Source organism: Blattabacterium sp. (Cryptocercus kyebangensis), assembly GCF_003226855.1.
Lineage (GTDB): Bacteria > Bacteroidota > Bacteroidia > Flavobacteriales > Blattabacteriaceae > Blattabacterium.
This window is the reverse complement of sequence record NZ_CP029820.1, coordinates 418,756-439,502: the sequence shown is the minus strand read 5'-3', so window position 1 is coordinate 439,502 and position 20,747 is coordinate 418,756. Positions and strand designations below refer to the sequence as shown.

The 20,747-nt window shown below is 24.7% G+C and carries 22 protein-coding genes and 1 tRNA gene; 7 read left to right on the top strand and 16 right to left on the bottom strand.

The window, feature by feature from the left end; translation table 11 throughout:
* Window positions 1-27 precede the first annotated feature (27 nt).
* Window positions 28-798: a 16S rRNA (adenine(1518)-N(6)/adenine(1519)-N(6))-dimethyltransferase RsmA gene (rsmA, locus tag DM815_RS02195; RefSeq protein ID WP_110509042.1), complete on the top strand. Its 771-nt coding sequence runs from the start codon at window positions 28-30 to the stop codon at window positions 796-798.
* Window positions 795-1,673, top strand: coding sequence for a bifunctional 5,10-methylenetetrahydrofolate dehydrogenase/5,10-methenyltetrahydrofolate cyclohydrolase (locus DM815_RS02190; protein WP_110509040.1), 879 nt, complete (start codon window positions 795-797; stop codon window positions 1,671-1,673). Before rsmA ends, DM815_RS02190 begins: the two co-directional genes overlap by 4 nt.
* Before the next feature lie 549 nt (window positions 1,674-2,222).
* On the opposite strand, the gene hisIE is transcribed toward DM815_RS02190, so the two are convergent.
* Genes hisIE through hisG form a run of 8 tightly spaced genes read right to left on the bottom strand, consistent with a single transcriptional unit; the run spans window position 2,223 to window position 9,435 of the window.
* Entirely contained in the window at window positions 2,223-2,846 is a 624-nt protein-coding gene (hisIE, locus tag DM815_RS02180) for a bifunctional phosphoribosyl-AMP cyclohydrolase/phosphoribosyl-ATP diphosphatase HisIE (protein WP_110509038.1), read from the bottom strand.
* 10 nt (window positions 2,847-2,856) lie between these two features.
* Window positions 2,857-3,618: an imidazole glycerol phosphate synthase subunit HisF gene (gene hisF / locus DM815_RS02175; protein ID WP_110509036.1), complete on the bottom strand. Its 762-nt coding sequence runs from the start codon at window positions 3,616-3,618 to the stop codon at window positions 2,857-2,859.
* 3 nt (window positions 3,619-3,621) lie between these two features.
* Window positions 3,622-4,359, bottom strand: coding sequence for a 1-(5-phosphoribosyl)-5-[(5-phosphoribosylamino)methylideneamino]imidazole-4-carboxamide isomerase (gene hisA, locus DM815_RS02170; protein WP_110509034.1), 738 nt, complete (start codon window positions 4,357-4,359; stop codon window positions 3,622-3,624).
* Window positions 4,360-4,377: 18 nt separating this feature from the next.
* A complete protein-coding gene (hisH, locus tag DM815_RS02165) occupies window positions 4,378-4,968 on the bottom strand; it encodes an imidazole glycerol phosphate synthase subunit HisH (RefSeq protein WP_110509032.1) in 591 nt (196 codons plus the stop codon).
* Between the two features lie 21 nt (window positions 4,969-4,989).
* Window positions 4,990-6,132, bottom strand: coding sequence for a bifunctional histidinol-phosphatase/imidazoleglycerol-phosphate dehydratase HisB (gene hisB, locus DM815_RS02160; protein WP_110509030.1), 1,143 nt, complete (start codon window positions 6,130-6,132; stop codon window positions 4,990-4,992).
* A gap of 21 nt (window positions 6,133-6,153) precedes the next feature.
* Window positions 6,154-7,260 carry a histidinol-phosphate transaminase gene (gene hisC / locus DM815_RS02155; protein ID WP_110509422.1) on the bottom strand — a complete coding sequence of 369 codons (1,107 nt, stop codon included), beginning with the start codon at window positions 7,258-7,260 and terminating at the stop codon, window positions 6,154-6,156.
* An 11-nt stretch (window positions 7,261-7,271) separates the two neighbouring features.
* A complete protein-coding gene (gene hisD, locus DM815_RS02150) occupies window positions 7,272-8,564 on the bottom strand; it encodes a histidinol dehydrogenase (RefSeq protein ID WP_110509028.1) in 1,293 nt (430 codons plus the stop codon).
* A 13-nt stretch (window positions 8,565-8,577) separates the two neighbouring features.
* Complete coding sequence (hisG, locus tag DM815_RS02145; RefSeq protein WP_110509026.1) at window positions 8,578-9,435, bottom strand: ATP phosphoribosyltransferase; 858 nt, start codon at window positions 9,433-9,435, stop codon at window positions 8,578-8,580.
* A 210-nt stretch (window positions 9,436-9,645) separates the two neighbouring features.
* Between hisG and DM815_RS02140 the strand changes: the two genes are divergently transcribed.
* Entirely contained in the window at window positions 9,646-10,422 is a 777-nt protein-coding gene (locus tag DM815_RS02140; RefSeq protein ID WP_110509024.1) for an exodeoxyribonuclease III, read from the top strand.
* Here DM815_RS02140 and DM815_RS02135 read toward each other — a convergent pair.
* Window positions 10,415-10,487, bottom strand: a tRNA-Lys gene (locus DM815_RS02135). The two genes, DM815_RS02140 and DM815_RS02135, sit on opposite strands and share 8 nt — an antisense overlap.
* A 61-nt stretch (window positions 10,488-10,548) precedes the next feature.
* On the opposite strand from DM815_RS02135, the gene DM815_RS02130 reads away from it, so the two are divergent.
* The 4 genes from DM815_RS02130 (at window position 10,549) to DM815_RS02115 (ending at window position 14,183) form a co-directional block, all read left to right on the top strand.
* Window positions 10,549-11,061, top strand: coding sequence for a shikimate kinase (locus DM815_RS02130; RefSeq protein ID WP_110509022.1), 513 nt, complete (start codon window positions 10,549-10,551; stop codon window positions 11,059-11,061).
* 2 nt (window positions 11,062-11,063) lie between these two features.
* Entirely contained in the window at window positions 11,064-12,389 is a 1,326-nt protein-coding gene (gene tilS / locus DM815_RS02125) for a tRNA lysidine(34) synthetase TilS (RefSeq protein WP_110509020.1), read from the top strand.
* A gap of 61 nt (window positions 12,390-12,450) precedes the next feature.
* Window positions 12,451-13,515 carry a 3-phosphoserine/phosphohydroxythreonine transaminase gene (gene serC, locus DM815_RS02120; protein WP_110509018.1) on the top strand — a complete coding sequence of 355 codons (1,065 nt, stop codon included), beginning with the start codon at window positions 12,451-12,453 and terminating at the stop codon, window positions 13,513-13,515.
* Between the two features lie 2 nt (window positions 13,516-13,517).
* A complete protein-coding gene (locus DM815_RS02115) occupies window positions 13,518-14,183 on the top strand; it encodes a YggS family pyridoxal phosphate-dependent enzyme (protein ID WP_110509016.1) in 666 nt (221 codons plus the stop codon).
* Here the strand turns inward: DM815_RS02115 and trpA are convergent.
* Genes trpA through DM815_RS02080 form a run of 7 tightly spaced genes read right to left on the bottom strand, consistent with a single transcriptional unit; the run spans window position 14,173 to window position 20,543 of the window.
* Entirely contained in the window at window positions 14,173-14,934 is a 762-nt protein-coding gene (trpA, locus tag DM815_RS02110; protein ID WP_110509420.1) for a tryptophan synthase subunit alpha, read from the bottom strand. The genes DM815_RS02115 and trpA overlap by 11 nt on opposite strands.
* On the bottom strand, window positions 14,918-16,099 hold the full coding sequence (gene trpB, locus DM815_RS02105; RefSeq protein ID WP_110509014.1) for a tryptophan synthase subunit beta: 1,182 nt from the start codon (window positions 16,097-16,099) through the stop codon (window positions 14,918-14,920). The genes trpA and trpB overlap by 17 nt, the downstream gene beginning before the upstream one ends.
* A gap of 16 nt (window positions 16,100-16,115) precedes the next feature.
* Window positions 16,116-16,709, bottom strand: a complete 594-nt coding sequence (locus DM815_RS02100) for a phosphoribosylanthranilate isomerase (protein WP_235609996.1) — start codon at window positions 16,707-16,709, stop codon at window positions 16,116-16,118.
* 60 nt (window positions 16,710-16,769) lie between these two features.
* On the bottom strand, window positions 16,770-17,561 hold the full coding sequence (gene trpC, locus DM815_RS02095) for an indole-3-glycerol phosphate synthase TrpC (protein WP_110509011.1): 792 nt from the start codon (window positions 17,559-17,561) through the stop codon (window positions 16,770-16,772).
* Window positions 17,558-18,544 (bottom strand): anthranilate phosphoribosyltransferase, encoded by a 987-nt coding sequence (trpD, locus tag DM815_RS02090; RefSeq protein ID WP_110509418.1) that lies wholly within the window; start codon window positions 18,542-18,544, stop codon window positions 17,558-17,560. Before trpD ends, trpC begins: the two co-directional genes overlap by 4 nt.
* Window positions 18,544-19,122 carry an anthranilate synthase component II gene (locus DM815_RS02085; RefSeq protein WP_110509010.1) on the bottom strand — a complete coding sequence of 193 codons (579 nt, stop codon included), beginning with the start codon at window positions 19,120-19,122 and terminating at the stop codon, window positions 18,544-18,546. Before DM815_RS02085 ends, trpD begins: the two co-directional genes overlap by 1 nt.
* A complete protein-coding gene (locus DM815_RS02080) occupies window positions 19,119-20,543 on the bottom strand; it encodes an anthranilate synthase component I family protein (RefSeq protein WP_110509008.1) in 1,425 nt (474 codons plus the stop codon). Before DM815_RS02080 ends, DM815_RS02085 begins: the two co-directional genes overlap by 4 nt.
* Window positions 20,544-20,747: the final 204 nt, after the last annotated feature.

Here is a 20,747-nt window from a genome sequence, read left to right as displayed (position 1 = left end):
AATATATTTCTTTTCTATATTTGCAGAATGCAAGGATCCTTTTTTAAAAAAAAATTCGATCAATATTTTTTAAAAGATAAAAATATAGCTAAGAAAATTGTAAAAAATCTATCTTTTCAAGATTATAATACAGTAGTAGAAATTGGTCCAGGATTAGGAATGTTAACTCGTTATTTATTCTTCTTGTGTAAGAAAATTTTTTTAATAGAAATTGACGAAAAACTCATCTTTTTTTTAAAAAAAAATTTTTCTATTCCTAAAAATCAGATCATACATCAAGATTTTTTAAAATGGAATCCAGAAGAAATAAACCTGAAAAATTTTGCATTAATTGGAAATTTCCCATACGGAATTTCTTCTAAAATATTATTTCATATATTAAAATATAATCAATATATACCAGAATGTATTGGAATGTTTCAAAAAGAATTGGTAGAAAGAATTCTTTCTCATGAAGGAGGAAGTAGATATGGAATTTTATCTGTCTTAGTACAATCATTCTATGATGTAAAATACCTTTTTACTGTACAAAAGCATGTATTTTACCCTATTCCAAATGTAAAATCGGCTGTAATATCCTTAAAAAGAAAAAAATTAGAAATCCTTTGTAATAAGGATCTTCTATTTATATGTGTAAAAATGGCTTTTAATAAAAAAAGGAAAATATTGAAAAATGCACTCCAATATTTTAAAGATATTCCAAATTTTTATGATATTCCATTTTTGAATAAAAGAGCAGAACAATTATCTATAAAAGAATTCCTTCAATTAACAAAAGAAATAGAAATTCGAAAATGACCAAATTATTAAATGGAAATCGATTAGCAATCGAAATAAGAAAAGAAATTTATAAGGAAATAGATAAAAATATACGAAATAAAAAAAAACGTATTCCTCATCTTGGAATTATTTTATTAGGAAATAATAGTTCCAGTATAACATATGTAAATAGCAAAATAAAAGAATGCAAAAATATTGGAATACAATCAACTTTAGTACATCTACCTGTAGAGAGTTCTGAATTTGAATTATTAAAAGAAATTAAAAAAATGAATGAAAATTCATTGATAGATGGTTTTATTGTACAATTACCTATTCCAAAACATATCAATACGGATAATATCATTTTATCGATTAATCCAAAAAAAGATGTAGATGGATTTCATCCAGAAAATTTTGGAAAAATGGCTTTGAATATGAAGGCTTTTTTACCTGCTACTGCATTAGGAATATTAGTTCTTTTAGAAAGATATAAAATACAAATATCTGGAAAATATACTGTAGTAATTGGAAGAAGTCGTATTGTAGGAAGACCCATTAGTATCTTGATGAGCAGAAAAAATAATCTTGGAAATAGCACTGTAACTCTTACCCATAGTAATACACCAAATATAGAAAATTATACGAGAAAAGCAGATATAATTATAATTTCTGTTGGAATTCCAGGGTTTTTAAAAGGAAAAATGATTAAAAAAGGAGCTATAATTATAGATGTAGGCATTAATAAAGTTAAAAATGAAAAAAAATTTCTTTTAAAAGGAGACGTTGATTTTAATAGCGTTTATGGAAAAGCATCTTATCTTACACCTGTCCCAGGTGGTGTTGGTCCTATGACCCGTATGATGCTTATAAAAAATATTTTAATAGCTGCATTAAATAATGAAAAAAACTAATATATCCTTTCCTAATAAAATAGACTTTTTATTCTCTTCAAGGAGAAGGTCATTATTCTTTAATCTCCGCATATTTTATTCGTTTTGGAGGATCTAATATAAAATGTAATTAGTGTGATACTAAAAATAGTGGGAAAATAAAAAAAAATAATTTAAAAAAATTCATCAAATCATCAATAGAATCAATGAAAAATTAAAAACAATCGTTCTTACAGGAGGATAACCTATGATGTGGAAATTATCTACTTTAACAAAAATTCTTAAAAAAAGGATATCGTATTCATGATATTGAAACATCAGGATTCTACAAAATTAATGATGAAAATATAGAGTGGATTACTCTTTCTCCTAAAAATGAATTAAAAGTAATTATTTTTAATGGAATCTATTTTTTTTTAGAATAAAAACAATCTTTTTGTGCTAAAAATTATGATTTTGTATTTTTACTTAAGCCTGAATGGAATAAGATTATAAAAACTATTCCAAAAATAATTTCTTCTATAAAAGATTTAATCATGCAAAAAATTTTTCTTCAAATACAAAAAAATATTAAATATTCCTTAATTCTTTTTTTTTTAAATGTCTTTCTTCTAAAATATTTATAACTTCTTGTATAGTAATTCCTTTTTTATGTAAAAGAATAAGATAATGAAATAACAAATCGGCAGATTCATTTAAGAAAAAATTTTTATCATTATCTTTAGATTCAATGATCATTTCTACGGATTCTTCCCCTAATTTCTGAGATATTTTATTAATTCCTTTTTTGAATAGTTGAAAAATGTAAGAATTTTTATATTTTTTATTTATTCTATTAGAAATTATTTTTTCTAAATAAAATAAAAAATTCATTTTATTTATTTCTTTCCAACAAGTATCCGATCCTTTATGGCAAATAGGTCCTGTAGGGACTGCTTTAATCAACAAAGAATCTTGATCACAATCAATTAATACATCTTTAATTAAAAGATAATTATGACTAATTTCTCCTTTTTTCCACAATCTTTTTTTAGATCTACTATAAAAAATAACTTTTTTTTCTTCAATACTTTTTTTATAAGACTCTTGATTCATATAACCCAGCATTAATACTTTACTAGTTTTTGAATCTTGAACAATAACGGGAATTAATCCTTTTTTAAAATTTATTTCTTTTTTTTGAATGAAACTCATTTTTTTTAATTTATTTATTAGTTCTAACAGGTATATTATGATGACTTAAATAATATTTTAAATTAGGAATTTCTATTTCTCTATAGTGAAAAATACTGGCAGCTAATGCGGCATCGGCTTTTCCATTTTTAAAAACTTGATAAAAATCTTCTAATTTACCAGCTCCCCCTGAGGCAATAATAGGTGTAGAAAGTAGGTCCGAAATTTTTTTAGTTATATCTAAAGCAAATCCATTTTTAGTTCCATCATGATTCATCGAAGTTAATAATATTTCTCCAGCTCCTCTATTTACTCCTTCCTTAGCCCAATCTAAAGTTTTTTTTCTGGTTGGAATTCTTCCTCCATTTAAATATACCCACCATTCATTTTTTTCGTATTTTGTATCAATAGCTAAAACAATACATTGACTTCCAAATCTTCTAGAAAGAACTTCTAAAATTTTTGGGCTTTTAAAAGCGGCTGTATTAATAGATATTTTATCTGCTCCTGCATTTAATAATAATTCTACGTCTTTTTCTTCCATTATCCCTCCACCAACAGTAAAAGGAATATTAATACAACGTGAAATTTCTTTCACTAAAGAAAATAATATTTTTCTTTTTTCATTTGTAGCTGTGATATCCAAAAATATCAATTCATCTGCTCCTTGTTTTGTATACCAACGGCTCAATCTTATTGGATCTCCAGCATCTTTTAAATTCTTAAATTTAACTCCTTTTACAATCCTTCCGTTTTTAATATCTAAACAAGGTATAATACGCTTAACCAACATAGTTTATTTTAATTTTTTCTTCCTATCTTCCCAATTGTTAAGTTCTGATAACGATATTTTATTTTCATATATAGCTTTCCCAATAATAACTCCATGACAACCTAAATCATATAATATTTTTATATCGTTCATATTTCTTATCCCTCCACTTGCAATAAGTTCAATATTTGGAAACCTACGAAGGATATCCTTATATAAGGACAAAGATGGACCAGAAAGGTCCCCATCTTTAGATATATCCGTACAAAAAAATTTTTTTATTCCATGACAATTTTTTTCTTCTAAAAAATTCCATAAAGAAATTTCATGAAATTTTGTCCATCCATTCGTAGCAATTTTATAATCCTTAACATCCACTCCAAGAAGTATTTTATCTCTTCCATAAATGTGAATCCATTTCTTTAAAAGAAATGGATTTTTTACAGCAATACTTCCAATAGTAACCATATTACCTCCATTTTCAAATACAATACGTACATCCTCTTCGGTATGAATTCCTCCTCCAAAATCAATGATTAGATGTGTATATTTTGCTATTTTTTCCAAAACATTCCAATGAATGACCTTCCCTTTTTTGGCCCCATCTAAATCTACTAGGTGCAATCTAGATATTCCATTATCTTCTAATAAAAATGCCATATCTAATGGATCTTTATTATAAATTTTTTTTCTTTTATAATCTCCTTGTGTTAAACGAACACATTTTCCATCAATAAGATCTATAGCCGCAATAATATTCATTATAGAAATTTATTTTTTTTATAATCTAATAAAGTTTTCTAATATTTTATGTCCCACATAAGAAGATTTTTCTGGATGAAATTGTACAGCATAAAAATTATTTTTTTGTAGTGCTGAACTATAAGAAACTATATAGTCTGTTTTAGCTATGGTATATTCTCCTAAAGGAGTATAATAACTATGTACAAAATATTGATAACTTCCATCTGGAATATTTTCAAATAAAGGGCCTTTTAGTTTATGAATAGTATTCCAACCAATTTGAGGAATTTTATTATTTTTATTTTCTGATTTAAATTTTTTTACTAATAAATCAAAAATTCCTATACAATTAGTACTACTTTCTTCTGAATATTTACATAGTAATTGCATGCCTAAACATATTCCCAATACAGGTTGTTCCAATTTAGATAAAAGAATATCCAATTTTTTTTTTTTCAAATATTTCATAGCAAAATTTGCTTCTCCTACACCAGGCAAAATTACTTTTTCTGCATTTTTAATAGACTCTTTAGAGTCCGTTACGAAAGCTTCTACTCCTATCCTTTCTAAAGAAAAAAGAACAGATTGTACATTACCAGCAGGATATTTTATAATAATTGTTTTCATAATTTTTTGATTGAAAAATTTTTATAATAGACCTTTAGAACTAGGCAATTTTTTAGTATTGTTTTTTTTTATAGCCATTTTAATAGCTCTAGCAAAAGCTTTAAAAATAGATTCTATCTTATGATGATCATTTTTTCCTGTAGAATGAATATGGATATTACATTTTGCAGAGGAAGAAAAAGACTTAAAAAAATGGATAAACATTTCTGTAGGGACTTTACCGATCTTTTCACTTAAAAATTTTGTTTTCCAAGATAATTCACTTCTTCCTCCAAGATCCAATACTACTGTAGATAAACAATCATCCATAGGAACCGAAAAAAAACCATAACGTTCTATTCCTTTTTTATCTATAATAGATTTATGAAAAATTTCTCCTAAAGTAATTGCAGTATCTTCTATAGTGTGATGTTCATCTATATTCAAGTCGCCCTTAGTATGAATATTCATATCTATCATACTATGAAAAGATAGTTGTTCTAGAAGATGATCAAAAAAATCTAATCCTGTTTTTATATCTGATTTTCCTTCCCCATAAAGTTGAATAGTTATTCTTACATCTGTTTCTAATGTTGTTCTTCTATGTTTAACCAATTTTTTATGAGATATATATTTCAAATATTCGTAAACATTTTTCCAATTATCAGTTTTCAAAACTATTACTTTTTTGAAGTTTTTTTTTTCTATAGAAAACTTTTTTTCGGATAAATTATGATTTTTTCTTATCCATATAGACTTACATCCTAAGTTTTTAGCTAATAAAACATCCGTTATTCTATCTCCAATAACAAAAGAATTAGAAAGATCATAATCCGAATGAAAATAAGAAGTTAACATTCCTATCCCTGGTTTTCTAGTAGAAGAATTTTCTTCTGGAATAGATTTATCTATATGAATAGAAGAAAAATTAATTCCTTCTGTTTTTAATATTTTTAATATATGATTATGTATAGGCCAAAAATTTTTTTCAGGAAATTTTTCAGTTCCTAATCCATCTTGGTTAGTTACCATAACTAAATCATAATCCAATTCATCAACTATTTTAGTTAAAAAAAATATAACTTTTGGATAAAAATTAACCTTTTCAAGAGTATCAATTTGATAAGTAGGTGGAAATTCTTGAATTATTGTTCCATCTCTATCAATAAATAATATTTTTTTCATTGTATTTTTTTATATTATTCCTTATATATACTTATAACATTTTTCGGAATATTTTTTAATTTGATTTATCAAATACTCATTTTCTTCATGAGTTCCTACTGTAATTCTTAAACATTCATTACAAAAAATTATTTTAGAACGATCTCTAACAATAATGTTTTTATCAACTAAATGTTGATAAAGATCTTTTGAAGAAAAAGAAGTTTTAACTAGTAGAAAGTTTGAAGAACTAGGATATACTTTCTGTATAATAGGAATTTTATTTAAAGATTCTTCCATATATTTCCTTTCTGAAAGGATATTTTTTAAATGATAAAAAAATAAATCCTTATTATTAAGAGCTTCAATAGCTATTTTTTGAGATATTTGACTTACGTTATAGGGAAATTTTACTTTATTCATCCATTGAATAATTTCTTCAGAAGCAATAGCTACTCCTATTCTTAATCCAGCTAGTCCCCAAGATTTAGAAAGTGTTTGTAAAATAATTAAATTGGGATATTTATTTATTTCTATGGAAAAAGATTCTTGTTCTGAAAAATCAATATAAGCTTCGTCTAAAACAACAATACCGGTAAATTTTTTTATGATATTTTCAATATCCTCCCTTTTTATATCATTTCCAGTAGGATTATTTGGAGAACAAATAAAAATTATACGACTGTATGGATTAATTGCCTTTTTTATTTTTTTTAAATTTAATTGATATTTTTCTTCCGTTAGAAAAACTTTTACAATATCTACTCCATGAATTTTCCCACTCACTTCATACATACCATATGTAGGAGGAAAAATAATTGAATTATCTATATTTGGACGAGAAAAAATACGATAAATTAAATCAATAATTTCATCACTTCCATTTCCTAAAAAAATTTTGGATGAAGAAATTTTTTTTATTTCTGATATTTTTCTTTTTAATTCTTTTTGCAATGGATCCGGATATCTATTGTAGGAATTAGAAAAAGACAAAGGAGATCCGAAAGAATTTTCATTAGCATCTAGAAAAATAGAATTTTTTTCTTGATAAGAATATTCTTCTCTAGCAGATAAATAAGGATCTATTTTAAAAATATTATCTCTAATTAAGGAATTCAAATCAAAATTTGAAAAATTATCTCTATTCATGCATTCAATATTCATTTTTTTAATCTAATATTAATGGATTTTTTATGTGCTATTAGGCCTTCTTCAGAAGACAATACCTCGACACATTTTGATAAATTTCGCAATCCTTTCTTGGAAATTTTTTGAAAAGTGATTTTCTTAATAAAACTATCTACAGATACACCACTATAAGATTTAGCATAACCATATGTAGGAAGTACATGATTGGTTCCAGAAGCATAATCTCCAATACTTATTGGAGAATAATTTCCTAGGAATATAGATCCAGCATTTTTTATTTTGTTACTCCAATAAGTAGCATTATTACAATTGATAATAAGATGTTCTGGAGATACTTCATTAATCAAGTTAATTCCTTCTTCCAAAGAAGAAAAAACAATGATTTTGCTTTTTTCCAAAGCCTTTTTAATAATATTTTTTCTAGAGGATAGACTAATTAATTGTTTTTTCAATTCACTTTTCACTTTTTCTATCCACCAAGATTCATTTATAGTAACTAAAAGAATATAACTTTCCATATCATGTTCTGATTGAGAAAGTAAATCGGAAGCTACATATTCTGGATTAGCTGTATTATCTGCTAATATAACAATTTCTGAAGGACCTGCGGGTATATCTATAGAAACAATTTCCTTTTGGGATACAATTTGTTTAGCTATTGTGACATAAGAATTACCTGGTCCAAATATTTTATAAACAGATGGAATACTTTCTGTTCCATAAGCCATAGCTGCTATAGCTTGAGCTCCTCCTATTTTATATATTTTTGTAATTCCTATATATTTAGCTGTGTATAAAATAGATGGATGTATTTCTCCATCTTTATTTGGAGGTGAACATAAAATTATATTTTCACATCCTGCTAGTTTACCTGGAATTCCTAACATTAATACAGTCGATAATAAAGGAGCGGATCCTCCAGGGATATAAAAACCTACTTTTTCTATAGGAACAGATTTTCTCCAACAAAAAATTCCTGGGATTACCTCAATTTTAGATTCCTCATGTATTTGTTTTTCATGAAAAAATTTTATGTTTTTATATGCTATTTCAATAGATTTTTTCAAACAATTGGAAATTTGCATACTTGCTTTATTAATATCTTCTTCCGTTACTTGAATATATTTTAGATTAAAATTATCATATTTTTTTGTATAGGTTTTTAAGGCTAAATCTCCATATTTTTTTACGTTATTTATAATAGGAGAAACTAAATCAATTAGTTTAGAACCATTTTTTACAGGTCTTTTTATAAGATATTTCCACGTATTGAATGGAGGATTCATACAAACTTGTATATTCATATATAACAATATATTAAAGTATAATTTTTTCTATTGGAAGTACTAATATATCTTGTGCTCCCAGTGATTTTAAATTTTCTATAATTCCCCAAAAATCATTTTCATTTACTACAGAATGTACAGAACTGCATTTTGAATTTGCTAATGGAAGAATAACTGGACTTTTAATTCCTGGAAGATGAGATATTATTTTTTCTAAGTGTTCATTAGAAACGTTTAAAAGAATATATTTATGATTTTTAGCTTTTTTTACAGATCGAATCCGAAATAACAATTTATCCATTATGATATGTTGTTGTCCTCCCAAATGAAGATTAGAAGCTAAAACAGCTTCAGATTGAAGAATTGTTTCTACTTCTTTTAATCCATTCATAAAAAGTGTAGATCCACTACTTACCAAATCACAAATACAATCGGCTAATCCTATTCCAGGAGCAATTTCTACAGCTCCAGAAATTTCGTGAATTTCTGCTTTTATATATTTTTTTTCGAAAAATTCTCTAACCAAAAATGGATAGCTTGTAGCAATTCTTTTTCCATTTAAATCATTTATTCCATTATAAAACAAAGATTTAGGTATTGCAATAGAAAGACGACATTTTCCAAATCCTAAAGTTTCTTTAATTTTTATTTTTTTTCTTTTTTCCAAAAGGACATTTTTTCCAACAATTCCTATATCGGCTACTCCATCTTCTAAATATTGAGGAATGTCATCATCTCTTAGAAATAGTATTTCTAGTGGAAAATTAAGAGCTGTTGTTTTTAATTTATCTATTCCAATATTAACCTCTATGCTACAATCTTTAAGTAACTTGATGGAGTCATCATAAAGACGACCTGATTTTTGAATAGCTATTTTAAGTTTATCCATCATATAGGAAGGAATAATATATTATATAATAAAAGCTTACTATATTGTAAGCTTTTTCAGTAATTCTTATCTTTATATCTAGATTTGATGAGCAAATATAAAAAACTATTTTGAATATTCTTTAACCTTTTAGAACTCTATTTTTTTATTTATTAGTTAAAAATTATTAAAAATTGAATTATTTTTTTAGTAAAAATTTTTTTAGAAAATATGAAAATTGTTAGTTATAATATTAATGGAATTAGATCTGGAATAAATAAAGGTTTATGCCATTGGATTGAAAAAATCCAACCAGATATTTTATGTTTTCAAGAAATAAAAGCTTTTCCGGAACAAATCAACACCAGTATATTTGATAATTTTGGATATTATCATTATTGGTATCCTTCAAAAAGAAAAGGATATAGTGGAGTAGGTATTTTATGTAAAGAAAAACCAAATCATATAGAATATGGAATAGGAATAGATTCTATAGATCAAGAAGGAAGAATTTTACGCATAGATTTTAAAAAAATATCCGTGATAAGTCTTTATATTCCATCAGGAAAATATATGGAAAATAGGTTAAATTTTAAATTTTATTTTATGGATAATTTCATTTCTTATATAAAAGAAATGAAAAAAAAATTAACGAATCTAATTATATGTGGAGATTATAACATTTGTCATAAAGAAATAGATATTCATGATCCTATAAGAAACCATGAAATTTCCGGGTTTTTACCAAAAGAAAGAAAATGGATGAGTGATTTTTTAAATTTAGGTTTTATAGATAGTTTCAGAAACTATGTTAAAGAATCCAAACATTATAGTTGGTGGAGTTATCGTTATAATGCAAAAAAAAATAATAAAGGTTGGAGAATTGATTATATAATGGTTAGCTATTTTTTAAAGAAAAAAATGATTAATGCTTATTTATTACCTGAAATAAAATATTCGGATCATTGTCCCACTGTATTAGAAATAGAAATAAATGAAATGACCTGACTGGGATTCGAACCCAGGACCCTTACATTAAAAGTGTAATGCTCTACCAGCTGAGCTATCAGGTCTTTATTCCTATATTTGAATTTGATATTTTATGAACAAATATACTATAAATTTTATGTTTTCATGAAAGTAACTTTGATTGGATATATGGGTTGTGGGAAAACTTCTATAGGAAAAATTCTATCCGAAAAATTGAAATTTTGTTTTTATGACTTAGATGCTATGCTTGTCAAAAAAAAAAAGGATTCTATTTATAATATTTTCAAAAAAAAAGGAGAAAAATATTTTAGAAAAATAGAGAATTTGATGCTTAAAAAATTTTTAAAAAAACATAAACAATATATTTTATCTGTTGGAGGAGGGACTCCTTGTTATTATAACAATATTTATTTATTAAATAAATTTTCGAAAACATTTTATCTTAAAACAAATATTTATACATTATATAAAAGATTGTATACAGAGAAAAAAAAGAGACCTATTATATCTCATTTATCTAATAATGAATTATTTATATTTATTATGAAACATTTTTCAAAAAGAATTTTTTTTTATGAAAAATCTTCTAAAAAAATTGACATTACTGGAAAATCCAAAAAAAAAATAGTTCAGGAAATTATAAAATATGTTGAATAATTATGGAAAATAAGCTATATGATCCTTTTTTTTCAGAAAAATTAATAAGAGAATTTTCAATTGAAAATAAAAATGTTTGTGTTGCTGTAAGCGGAGGATTAGATAGTATGGTCCTTCTAAATTTGTTACTTCATATTTCTAATATAACATTAAGTGTAGCTCATTGTAATTTTTCCCTTAGAGATAAAGAATCTAATGAAGATGAAAATTTTGTAAGGAATTTTTGTATGAAAAAAAATATTTCATATCATATTAAACGATTTAATACTTTTGACTTTTCTAAAAAAAAAAAATTATCCATACAAATGTCAGCTAGAAAACTTAGATATGATTGGTTTGAGGAATTGTTAGAAAAAAATTCATATGAATATATTGCTTTAGGACATCATTTAAACGATTCTATAGAAACCTTTTTTATTAATATGATGAGAGGAACAGGAATTAAAGGATTGTTAGGAATTCCTAGAAAAAACAAAAAATTTATTCGTCCTCTTTCTGGTTTTACTAAAAAAGAAATTTTACATTATGCTAAAATAAAAAATATAAAATGGAGATTAGATAGTAGTAATCAAGAGGATAAATATTTAAGAAATAAAATTCGTTTAATAACATCTACTTTTTCAAATTCTTTTTATAAGGGGATAAAAAAAAGTATGGAATATCTTTATAAGGAAAATTTTTTTATAGAGATAGAGGTAGAAAAAGTCCATAAAGAAATTACAGTAGAAAAAAAAAGTAATCCATTCTTATGGAAGATAGAATGCAAAAAAATAAAAAAATTACAACCATTGTCTTTTTATTTATTTAAGTTATTTTTTCCATATGGATTTTATAATATAGAAAATTTAAAAGATCTTATTCATGCACAATCTGGAAAGCAACTTATATCAAAAAAATATCGTATTATTAAAAATAGGAATTATTGGATTTTAATAGAAAATAACTTTTTTGAAAAAAAAAATAAGGTTTACATTATACAGGATATAAAATTTGAAAAAATAGATCATCTTCCTATTGATATACAGTTTATTATCAATCCTAAAAAAGAAAATACAAGGAATATGTCATTCATAGATTTTGATAAAATTAGATTTCCTTTACAATTAAGAACATGGAAAAAAGGAGATTTTTTTTTCCCTTTAAACATGAAAGGGAAAAAAAAATTAAGTAAATATTATAAAGAAAAAAAATTTTCTATTTTGGAAAAGAAACAAATATGGTTATTGATTAATGGAAATGGAAATATTATTTTTGTTATAGGAAATCGTTTAGATGATAGATTCAAAATTACAAAAAAAACAAAAAAAATATTAGGAATAAAGATTTAATTTGGTTATTAAATGAGTATTTTTTTTAATTTTAGAAAGAATTATTTATTCTATTCATGATATGAAAATACATAATTTCAATGCGGGTCCTTCTATTTTACCAAAACAAGTTATTAGAAAATCAGCTAAAGCTGTAATTGATTATAATCAATGTGGATTATCTTTGCTTGAAATATCTCATAGAAGTATAGATTTTGAAAAAATAATGGAAAAAACTACCAATTTGGTAAAACGTTTGATGAATTTAAATAAAGATTATGCGGTTTTATTTCTTCAAGGAGGAGCTACATTGCAATTTACAATGGTACCATATAATTTAATGAAAACAGAAGCAGCTTATTTAGATACAGGTATATGGGCTAATAATGCTATTGAAGAAGCGAAAAAAATTGGAAAAGTAAGAATACTTTTTTCTGGAAGAGAGAAAAAATATTCCTATATATCTAAAAATTATAAAATTCCAGATGAAGTAGATTATTTTCATTGTACTTCAAATAATACTATTGTGGGAACACAAATGAAAATATTTCCTAATACTTCTATACCAATAATTTGTGATATGTCTTCTGATATTTTTAGTAGAAAATTGAATTTTTGTCAATTCGGATTGATCTATGCTTCTGCACAAAAAAATATAAGTTCTGCAGGAATGACTATTGTTATAGTAAAAAAAGAAATTTTAAGAAAAATTAAAAGAAACATCCCTTCTTATCTAGACTATAAAATTCATATCAAAAATAACAGTCTTTTAAATACACCAAATGTATTTTCTATTTATACTTCTATGTTAACTTTAGAATGGATAGAAAATAAAGGAGGAATTTCTATTCTAGAAAAAGAAAATCAACAAAAATCCAAATTATTATATGATGAAATAGATAGAAACAATCTATTTGAAAATAGAATTCATAAGGAAGATCGTTCCAATATGAACGTTACCTTTTTTTTAAAAAAAAAAAATCTAAAAAAAGACTTTGATTATATGTGGAAAAAAGAAAATATTGTTGGATTAGAAGGGCATAGATCTTTAGGTGGGTATCGTGCTAGTATATACAATGCTATTTCATTAGAAAGTGTTCAGTTTTTAATTGAGGTAATGAAAGAATTTGAAAGAATATTTTCATAAAAATGAAAAACATCAAATGTCGTCTTTTTTCCATAAGAAAATCAATACCTAAAAACATAAAAATTTTAGTAGTATCTAAAAATCAAGATATTTCTTCTATAGAAAAAGTTTATCAAACAGGACATATAGATTTTGGAGAGAATTATATTCAAGAAATGATCCCAAAATATGAAAAATTACCAAAGAATATTCGTTGGCATATGATTGGTAGAATTCAAAGTAATAAATTAAAATATATAGTTCCTTTTATTCATTTAATTCATAGTGTTCAAAAAATTAAACATCTTAAAATAATAAATAAAGAAGCTATTAAATATAATAGAGTTATAAACTGTTTATTGCAAATAAAGATTTGCAATGAAAAAAATAAATCCGGAATCAATAATAAAGAAGTTCATGATATTTTGGAAAATAATAATTATAAAAATATGAAAAATGTAAAAGTTATTGGACTAATGGGTATGTCTAGTTTTCATGGATCTATTAAAAAAATACGTCATGAATTTGATTATTTAAACAAAATATACAATGAATCTAAAAATAGATATAAATATTCTGTACTTTCCATGGGAATGAGTAGAGATTATCCTATAGCTATAGAATGTGGGAGCACACTTATTCGGTTAGGAACGTTTTTTTTTGGAAAAAGAAAAAAAACTATCGAATAGATTTTATATATTCTTGAATACTTTCTTCCAATCTTTCTTTTTTTAGTGATTGAATAAAAGAACTTCCAATTATTCCTCCATTTGCGTACTTACATGATTCCTCAAAAGATTTTTTATTTTTAATCCCAAAACCAATCAATTTAGGAACATTGAATTTTTTAACACGTTTAAAAAATGAAATTTGTTCTTCTTCAAATAGAAGACTATCTCCTGTAATAGAATTAGAAGGAACTAAATATAAAAAACTGTCGGTAATATTGCTCAACAAAGAAATTCTATATATATCTGTTTTTTTTGTAACCAAAAATATCATAGATAATGAATATTTTTGAAATATTTTTTGATATTTTTCTACAAAAATATTAACAGGTATATCTGGAAAAATCAATCCAGAAATACCTATTTCTTGACATTTTTTTAGAAATTTTTCTTCTCCAAATTTATAAAATTGATTGTAATATCCCATAAGAATAATAGGAATTTTTATTTTATTTTTAATTCGATTTATTTGCGAAAATAATAAAGAAATATTCATTCCATTTTTCAACGAAATTTGATTGCTTTTTTGAATTACTGGTCCATCAGATAAAGGATCAGAATATGGAATTCCTATTTCAATTAAATCGACAGGAAGATCTTGTAAAGTCATTACTATTTTTTCGGTACTATTTATAACAGGATAACCTGCTGTAAAATAAATACATAATATATTTTTTTTTTTTATTTTAAATAACTCATATATTTTTTTCATAATCATCATAAATATTAATATCCTTATCTCCTCTTCCTGATAAATTTATAATAACAATATCATTCATTTTAAATGGTATTTTTTTTAATGCAGCTAAAGCGTGAGCACTTTCTAAAGCAGGAATAATTCCTTCTAATTGAATTAATTCATAACCTGCTTCTAAAGCTTCTTTGTCTGTAGCATACAAAAAATTTACACGCTTTTTTAAAAAAAGATTAGCATGCATAGGTCCTATTCCTGGATAATCGAGACCAGCGGATATAGAATAAGCAGGAATTACTTGACCTTCTTTATCCTGCAAAAAAATAGTCATACTTCCGTGTAAAATTCCTTTAGTTCCACTATATGTAGAAGCTGCCGTTTTTTTTGTATTTACTCCTAATCCAGCAGCTTCTACTGCAATAAGATTAACTTTTTTATGATCTAAAAAATGATAAAAAGCTCCTGCTGCATTACTACCTCCTCCTATACAAGCAATAACATAATTTGGGAAAGGAGATCCTTCTTTTTCTTCTAGTTGTATTTTTATTTCTTCACTAATAATAGATTGGAAATCTGCAACCATTTTAGGATATGGATGAGGACCTACAGTAGAACCTATTAAATAATAACTTTCTGGATTTTTGATCCAATAACGAATAGCTTCATTTATAGCATCTTTAAGTTTTTTTTCTCCACTGGAAACAGGAATTACTTTTGCTCCAAGTATTTTCATTTTTATAACATTAGATGATTGACGATGCATATCTATTTCTCCCATGAAAATAATACATTCCAAATCCATAAAAGCACATGTAGTAGCCGTTGCTATTCCATGTTGTCCAGCTCCCGTTTCAGCAATAATTTTTTTTTTACCTAATCTTTTAGCCAATAAAGTTTGACCTACCGTATTATTGATTTTATGTGATCCTGTATAATTTAAGTCTTCTCTTTTAAAATAAATTTTAGTATTGTATTTATCAGAATATTTTTTACAAAAAAATAAAGGAGAAGGCCTCCCTACATAGTTTCGGAGTATATTTTTAAATAGATTTTGAAATTCATAACTTTTAATGATTTCTTGATAATTACATTGCAATTCTTTTAGATGATAATGTAATAATTCAGGAACAAAAGATCCTCCAAATTCGTCATAATATCCATTTTTATCTGCTAAGTATTTCATACTTATATTTTATTATTTATTTTCTTATCTTTTTTATAAAAGAATTTATAGCTATACTATCTTTTTTACCTGGAAAAAATTCAAATTTGCTATTAATATCAATTCCAAACATTTTAGAATTCGAACGAGAAAAATTTTTAATTTTATCAATATCCTCTATTCCAATTCCTCCACTTAAAAAAAATGGAATTTCCAAATTATACTCATATAGTAAATCCCAACAAAACTTTTTTCCACTCCCTCCATAAGAAGTCGTTTTAGTATCAAATAAAAAATAAGTACATAAATGAATATAATCCTTCATATTTTTAAAGGGTAAAAATTTATCTATTCTAAAGCTTTTTATTAATTTTAATCCTTTATTAAAAAGGTATTCACAATAAAAGGAACTTTCATTTCCATGCAATTGAACAAAATCTAAACTTTTTTCTTTACTTATTTTTAAGATTTTTTCTTTGGATTCATTAACAAAAACACCCGTTTTTAATATTTTTCTTTTTAATTTTGGAGGGCTAAAATCATAACCAACAAATCGTGGAGAATTAGGATAAAATATAAAACCTATGAAATCAGGAAATAAATCAGATATTTCTAGTATATTAAATTTCATTCCGCATACTTTTATCTTTAATGATATTAATTTCATAATTATATGGAATATAAAATTTTACTATTCATAAATTTTTAATTCATTTATCATATTTTTACAAGTATTTCCAGGATCTTTTGTATTCATGAAATTTTCTCCAATTAAAAATCCTGAAAATCCTTTTTTTCGTAAATACAAAATATCTTTTACATGTTTAATTCCGCTTTCTGCTATTTTTAGATAATTATTAGGAATTTTTGAAACTAATTTTAAACAGTTATTGGTATCTACCACAAAAGATCTTAAATTTCTATTATTTATTCCTATAATATCTAGATTATCGGTTAATTTATCCATTTCATTTTCATTATGGATCTCCACAATAACTTCTAAACCAATTTTTTTAGATAAAATGGAAAAATTATTAATTTCTTTTTTAGAAAGTATTCCTGCAATCAACAAAATAACATCCGCTCCCATGGATTTAGATTCTATGATTTGATATTCGTCAATAATAAAATCTTTTCTCAATAAAGGACTCGTAACAATTGAACGTGTTTTTGTTAAATCTTTTGGTTTACCAGAGAAGAAATAAGAATCTGTAAGAATAGATATTCCACTAACACCTGCCTCTTCATAATCTTTTACTATTTTTTCTACTGATAAAGAATTATTAATTCTTCCAATAGAAGGAGATTTACGTTTAAATTCTGAAATAATTCCAAAAGTATTTTTTTTTGAAATATTCTTAGCTAAAGAAATCCCCTTACGATTAAAAAAAATGCTTTTTTCTAGTTTTTTTATTGGATTAAAAATCTTATTTCTGTATACTTCTTTTTGTTTTATGGAGATTATTTTATCAAGAATTTTCATAAACTTAATAATTTTTTAAGAATCTTTTTAGCCATTCCACTTTTTAGAGAATGTTTCGCTTTTTCGTAATTATTCTTAATACTGTCTTTGTTTAAGATACTTAATGCAAATGTTGCATTTATCAACACTACTTCATTTTGAGCTAAAGTTCCCTCTCCAGATAAAATATTCATAAATATACGTGTGTTTTCTTCTGTATTTTTTCCTCCTTTTAATTCTTCAGGAATTACTTTATTCCTTCCAAAATCTTCTATAGAATAGAAAGTCTCTCCTTTTGGAGTATAACATTTTATATCAGTAGTAAGTGAAATTTCATCATAACCATCTAAACTATGAATAATTGCATAGTTATTTTTTGTTTTTTGATACATATAATAATATATTCTTGCTGATTCTAAATTATTTACTCCTAATAATTGATTTTTTGGATTACTTGGATTGATCAATGGTCCAAGTGTATTGAAAACAGTTTTTATTCCTAATTCTTTTCTAGTAGTAGATAATATATCTAAAGAAGGATGAAAAATCGGAGAATGTAAATAACAAAATCCTACTTTATCTAATTGATTTCTTAATTTTTCTTCTTTATTAGTAAAATCGTATCCCAATTTTTTCAAAATATTGGAAGAACCAGTTCTAGAAGAAAAACCGAAATTTCCATGTTTTATCACTTTTTCTCCTGTTCCCGCTACTATAAAACATGCTACAGTAGATATATTGAAAGTATTTTTTCCATCTCCACCTGTTCCTACAATGTCAATAGCATTAAACTCCGTTAAATTTACTTGTATACATGATTCCATTAAAGCTTGTCTAAATCCTATCATTTCCTCTAAAGTGGGGCTCCTCATGTTATAAACCGTGAGAATAGATATTATTTGACTTTTATTTATTTCTCTTTTTAATAGCTTTCTAAAAAGATTTTTCGCTTCTTTCTTGGTAAGATATTTATCCAAGAATAGGTTATTTAGTGTATTTTTAATCATCTTTTATTTATCCAATTTTCTATAATTTTTTCTCCATATGGGGTTAAAATAGATTCTGGATGAAATTGAACTCCACATACGTCATAGGTTTTATGACGTAAAGCCATTATTTCTCCTTTGTCTCCAACAGCCGTAATTTTAAGTTCATCAAAAGGAAAATTTTTGGAAGATATAATCCAAGAATGATAACGTCCTCCCTGTATTTTTTTAGGAATTTTTTTAAAAATTATTTCTTTTGAATCTACAATTTTGATTAAACTGGCTATACCATGATTAACTTCTTTGGTATTAAGAATAGTTGCCCCAAAAACCTCTCCTATAGCTTGTTGCCCAAGACAAACTCCAAAAATACTTTTTGTGGAAGCATATTTTTTTACTAAAGGTTTTAAAATATGAGCTTCATCAGGTATTCCAGGTCCTGGAGAAAGGAGTATTTTGTTATATTGATCTATGTCAGAAAGTAAAATTTCATTATTTCTATAAACTTTTACAGGATTTTTTGTTATTTTTTTCACTACGTGAACAAGATTATATGTAAAAGAATCATAATTATCCAATATTAGTATTTTATTCATAATCCTTTATTAAGAATAATATTTTCAGCTAATCTTATAGATTTAAATAAGGCCATAAGTTTATTATTTACTTCCTCTAACTCTTTTTTTTCTTTAGAATACGATACAACTCCTGCCCCAGCCTGAAAAAAAAGAGTATTGTTTTTACTAATAAAAGAACGAATAATAATAGCTGTATTAATAGATAAATTATCTAATCCAAAAAAACCAATAGCCCCTCCATATACCCCTCTATGTTGATTTTCAATTTTATCTATTAATTCCATTGCTTTATATTTTGGAGCACCGGAAAGAGTTCCTGCTGGAAAAGAATCTACAAATACTTTTATGATTGAAATATTGTTTTTTATTTTTCCAGATACTTTAGATACCATGTGTAATACATGTGAAAATTCTTGTATTTTTTTTAAATATTCTACTTTTACATCGAATGAATTTTTACTTAAATCATTTCTTGCTAAATCAACTAACATTATGTGTTCTGCATTTTCTTTTGGATTATTAATTAGATATTCATATAATTTTTTATTTTCATTTTCATTTTCGGATTTTCGTATCGTTCCTGCTATTGGATTAATATAGGCTATTTGATCATTAACAACTAATTGTGATTCAGGAGAAGAACCAAATAATTTATAATTTCCGTAATCGAAATAAAATAAATAAGGAGAAGGATTAATAAATCGTAAAGAACGATATACATTAAATTCATCTCCTTTAAATTTTTGTTGAAATTGACGGGATAAAACTATTTGGAAAACATCTCCACGTAAACAATATTTTATCCCTTTAGATACCATTTTTTTATATTCATTATCAGTAATATTTGACGAATAATTTCCTATAGATTTAAAAGGAAAAAATGAATTTTTTTTTTTATTAACTAATTCAATTAATTGATCTATAGAAATATTTTTTACATTAGGAAATTGATGTTCAATCAAATAAATTTCATTACAAAAAGGATGAAATACAATTAAATTTCCATAAAAACCAAATCTAATTTTTGGTAAATTATATGAGTCCTTAATAGGAGAATAAAACTGAATATTTTCAAAATATTGAATACTATCGTAAGATATATATCCATAAAAACCAGAATAATATATAGAATGATTTTCACTTTTAAATTTTTTAAAAAAATCATCTATTAAAACAGGAATATTCAATCTATCATTTATAATAATCTGTTTATGAACAAAATTTGGATATAATATATGCACTACATTTTTATCTAAAAAAAGTTCTGAAATGGGATTTATACAAAGAATAGAAGAATATTTTTTTTGAATCTTATTATTATAATTCTCTAATAATAAAATTTTTGGAAAAAAATCTCTTAATTTTAAATATAATTCTATTGGAGTAGTACTATCAGATAAAATTTTTTTCTGAATAGTTCTAAAATTAAATTTGAACATGATTTATGGTATTTTTACTACATGATAAAAAAAGGCCTTCTTTTCTTAAAAAGAAAGAAAAGAATAACCTCATAAATCTTTTGTAATAGGTATGGTGTATATAGGAGATTCCCCCTCACTAATTAATAAAAATAAATATTGTGGAATGTCTGAATTTGGAAGTAAAACTTTACATTAATAACATTTCACAAAGATAAATAAATT

Coding starts and splice junctions, on each gene's coding strand:
- trpA (WP_110509420.1), bottom strand. CDS start 14,934: ATGAAAAAAATATATGAGTTATTTAAAATAAAAAAAAAAAATATATTA.
- tilS (WP_110509020.1), top strand. CDS start 11,064: ATGGAAAATAAGCTATATGATCCTTTTTTTTCAGAAAAATTAATAAGA.
- DM815_RS02100 (WP_235609996.1), bottom strand. CDS start 16,709: ATGAAATTTAATATACTAGAAATATCTGATTTATTTCCTGATTTCATA.
- trpB (WP_110509014.1), bottom strand. CDS start 16,099: ATGAAATACTTAGCAGATAAAAATGGATATTATGACGAATTTGGAGGA.
- hisF (WP_110509036.1), bottom strand. CDS start 3,618: ATGTTGGTTAAGCGTATTATACCTTGTTTAGATATTAAAAACGGAAGG.
- DM815_RS02080 (WP_110509008.1), bottom strand. CDS start 20,543: ATGTTCAAATTTAATTTTAGAACTATTCAGAAAAAAATTTTATCTGAT.
- DM815_RS02190 (WP_110509040.1), top strand. CDS start 795: ATGACCAAATTATTAAATGGAAATCGATTAGCAATCGAAATAAGAAAA.
- trpC (WP_110509011.1), bottom strand. CDS start 17,561: ATGAAAATTCTTGATAAAATAATCTCCATAAAACAAAAAGAAGTATAC.
- hisA (WP_110509034.1), bottom strand. CDS start 4,359: ATGAATATTATTGCGGCTATAGATCTTATTGATGGAAAATGTGTTCGT.
- DM815_RS02115 (WP_110509016.1), top strand. CDS start 13,518: ATGAAAAACATCAAATGTCGTCTTTTTTCCATAAGAAAATCAATACCT.
- rsmA (WP_110509042.1), top strand. CDS start 28: ATGCAAGGATCCTTTTTTAAAAAAAAATTCGATCAATATTTTTTAAAA.
- hisB (WP_110509030.1), bottom strand. CDS start 6,132: ATGAAAAAAATATTATTTATTGATAGAGATGGAACAATAATTCAAGAA.
- DM815_RS02130 (WP_110509022.1), top strand. CDS start 10,549: ATGAAAGTAACTTTGATTGGATATATGGGTTGTGGGAAAACTTCTATA.
- serC (WP_110509018.1), top strand. CDS start 12,451: ATGAAAATACATAATTTCAATGCGGGTCCTTCTATTTTACCAAAACAA.
- hisG (WP_110509026.1), bottom strand. CDS start 9,435: ATGGATAAACTTAAAATAGCTATTCAAAAATCAGGTCGTCTTTATGAT.
- hisC (WP_110509422.1), bottom strand. CDS start 7,260: ATGAATAGAGATAATTTTTCAAATTTTGATTTGAATTCCTTAATTAGA.
- DM815_RS02085 (WP_110509010.1), bottom strand. CDS start 19,122: ATGAATAAAATACTAATATTGGATAATTATGATTCTTTTACATATAAT.
- hisH (WP_110509032.1), bottom strand. CDS start 4,968: ATGAAAACAATTATTATAAAATATCCTGCTGGTAATGTACAATCTGTT.
- hisIE (WP_110509038.1), bottom strand. CDS start 2,846: ATGAGTTTCATTCAAAAAAAAGAAATAAATTTTAAAAAAGGATTAATT.
- hisD (WP_110509028.1), bottom strand. CDS start 8,564: ATGAATATACAAGTTTGTATGAATCCTCCATTCAATACGTGGAAATAT.
- DM815_RS02140 (WP_110509024.1), top strand. CDS start 9,646: ATGAAAATTGTTAGTTATAATATTAATGGAATTAGATCTGGAATAAAT.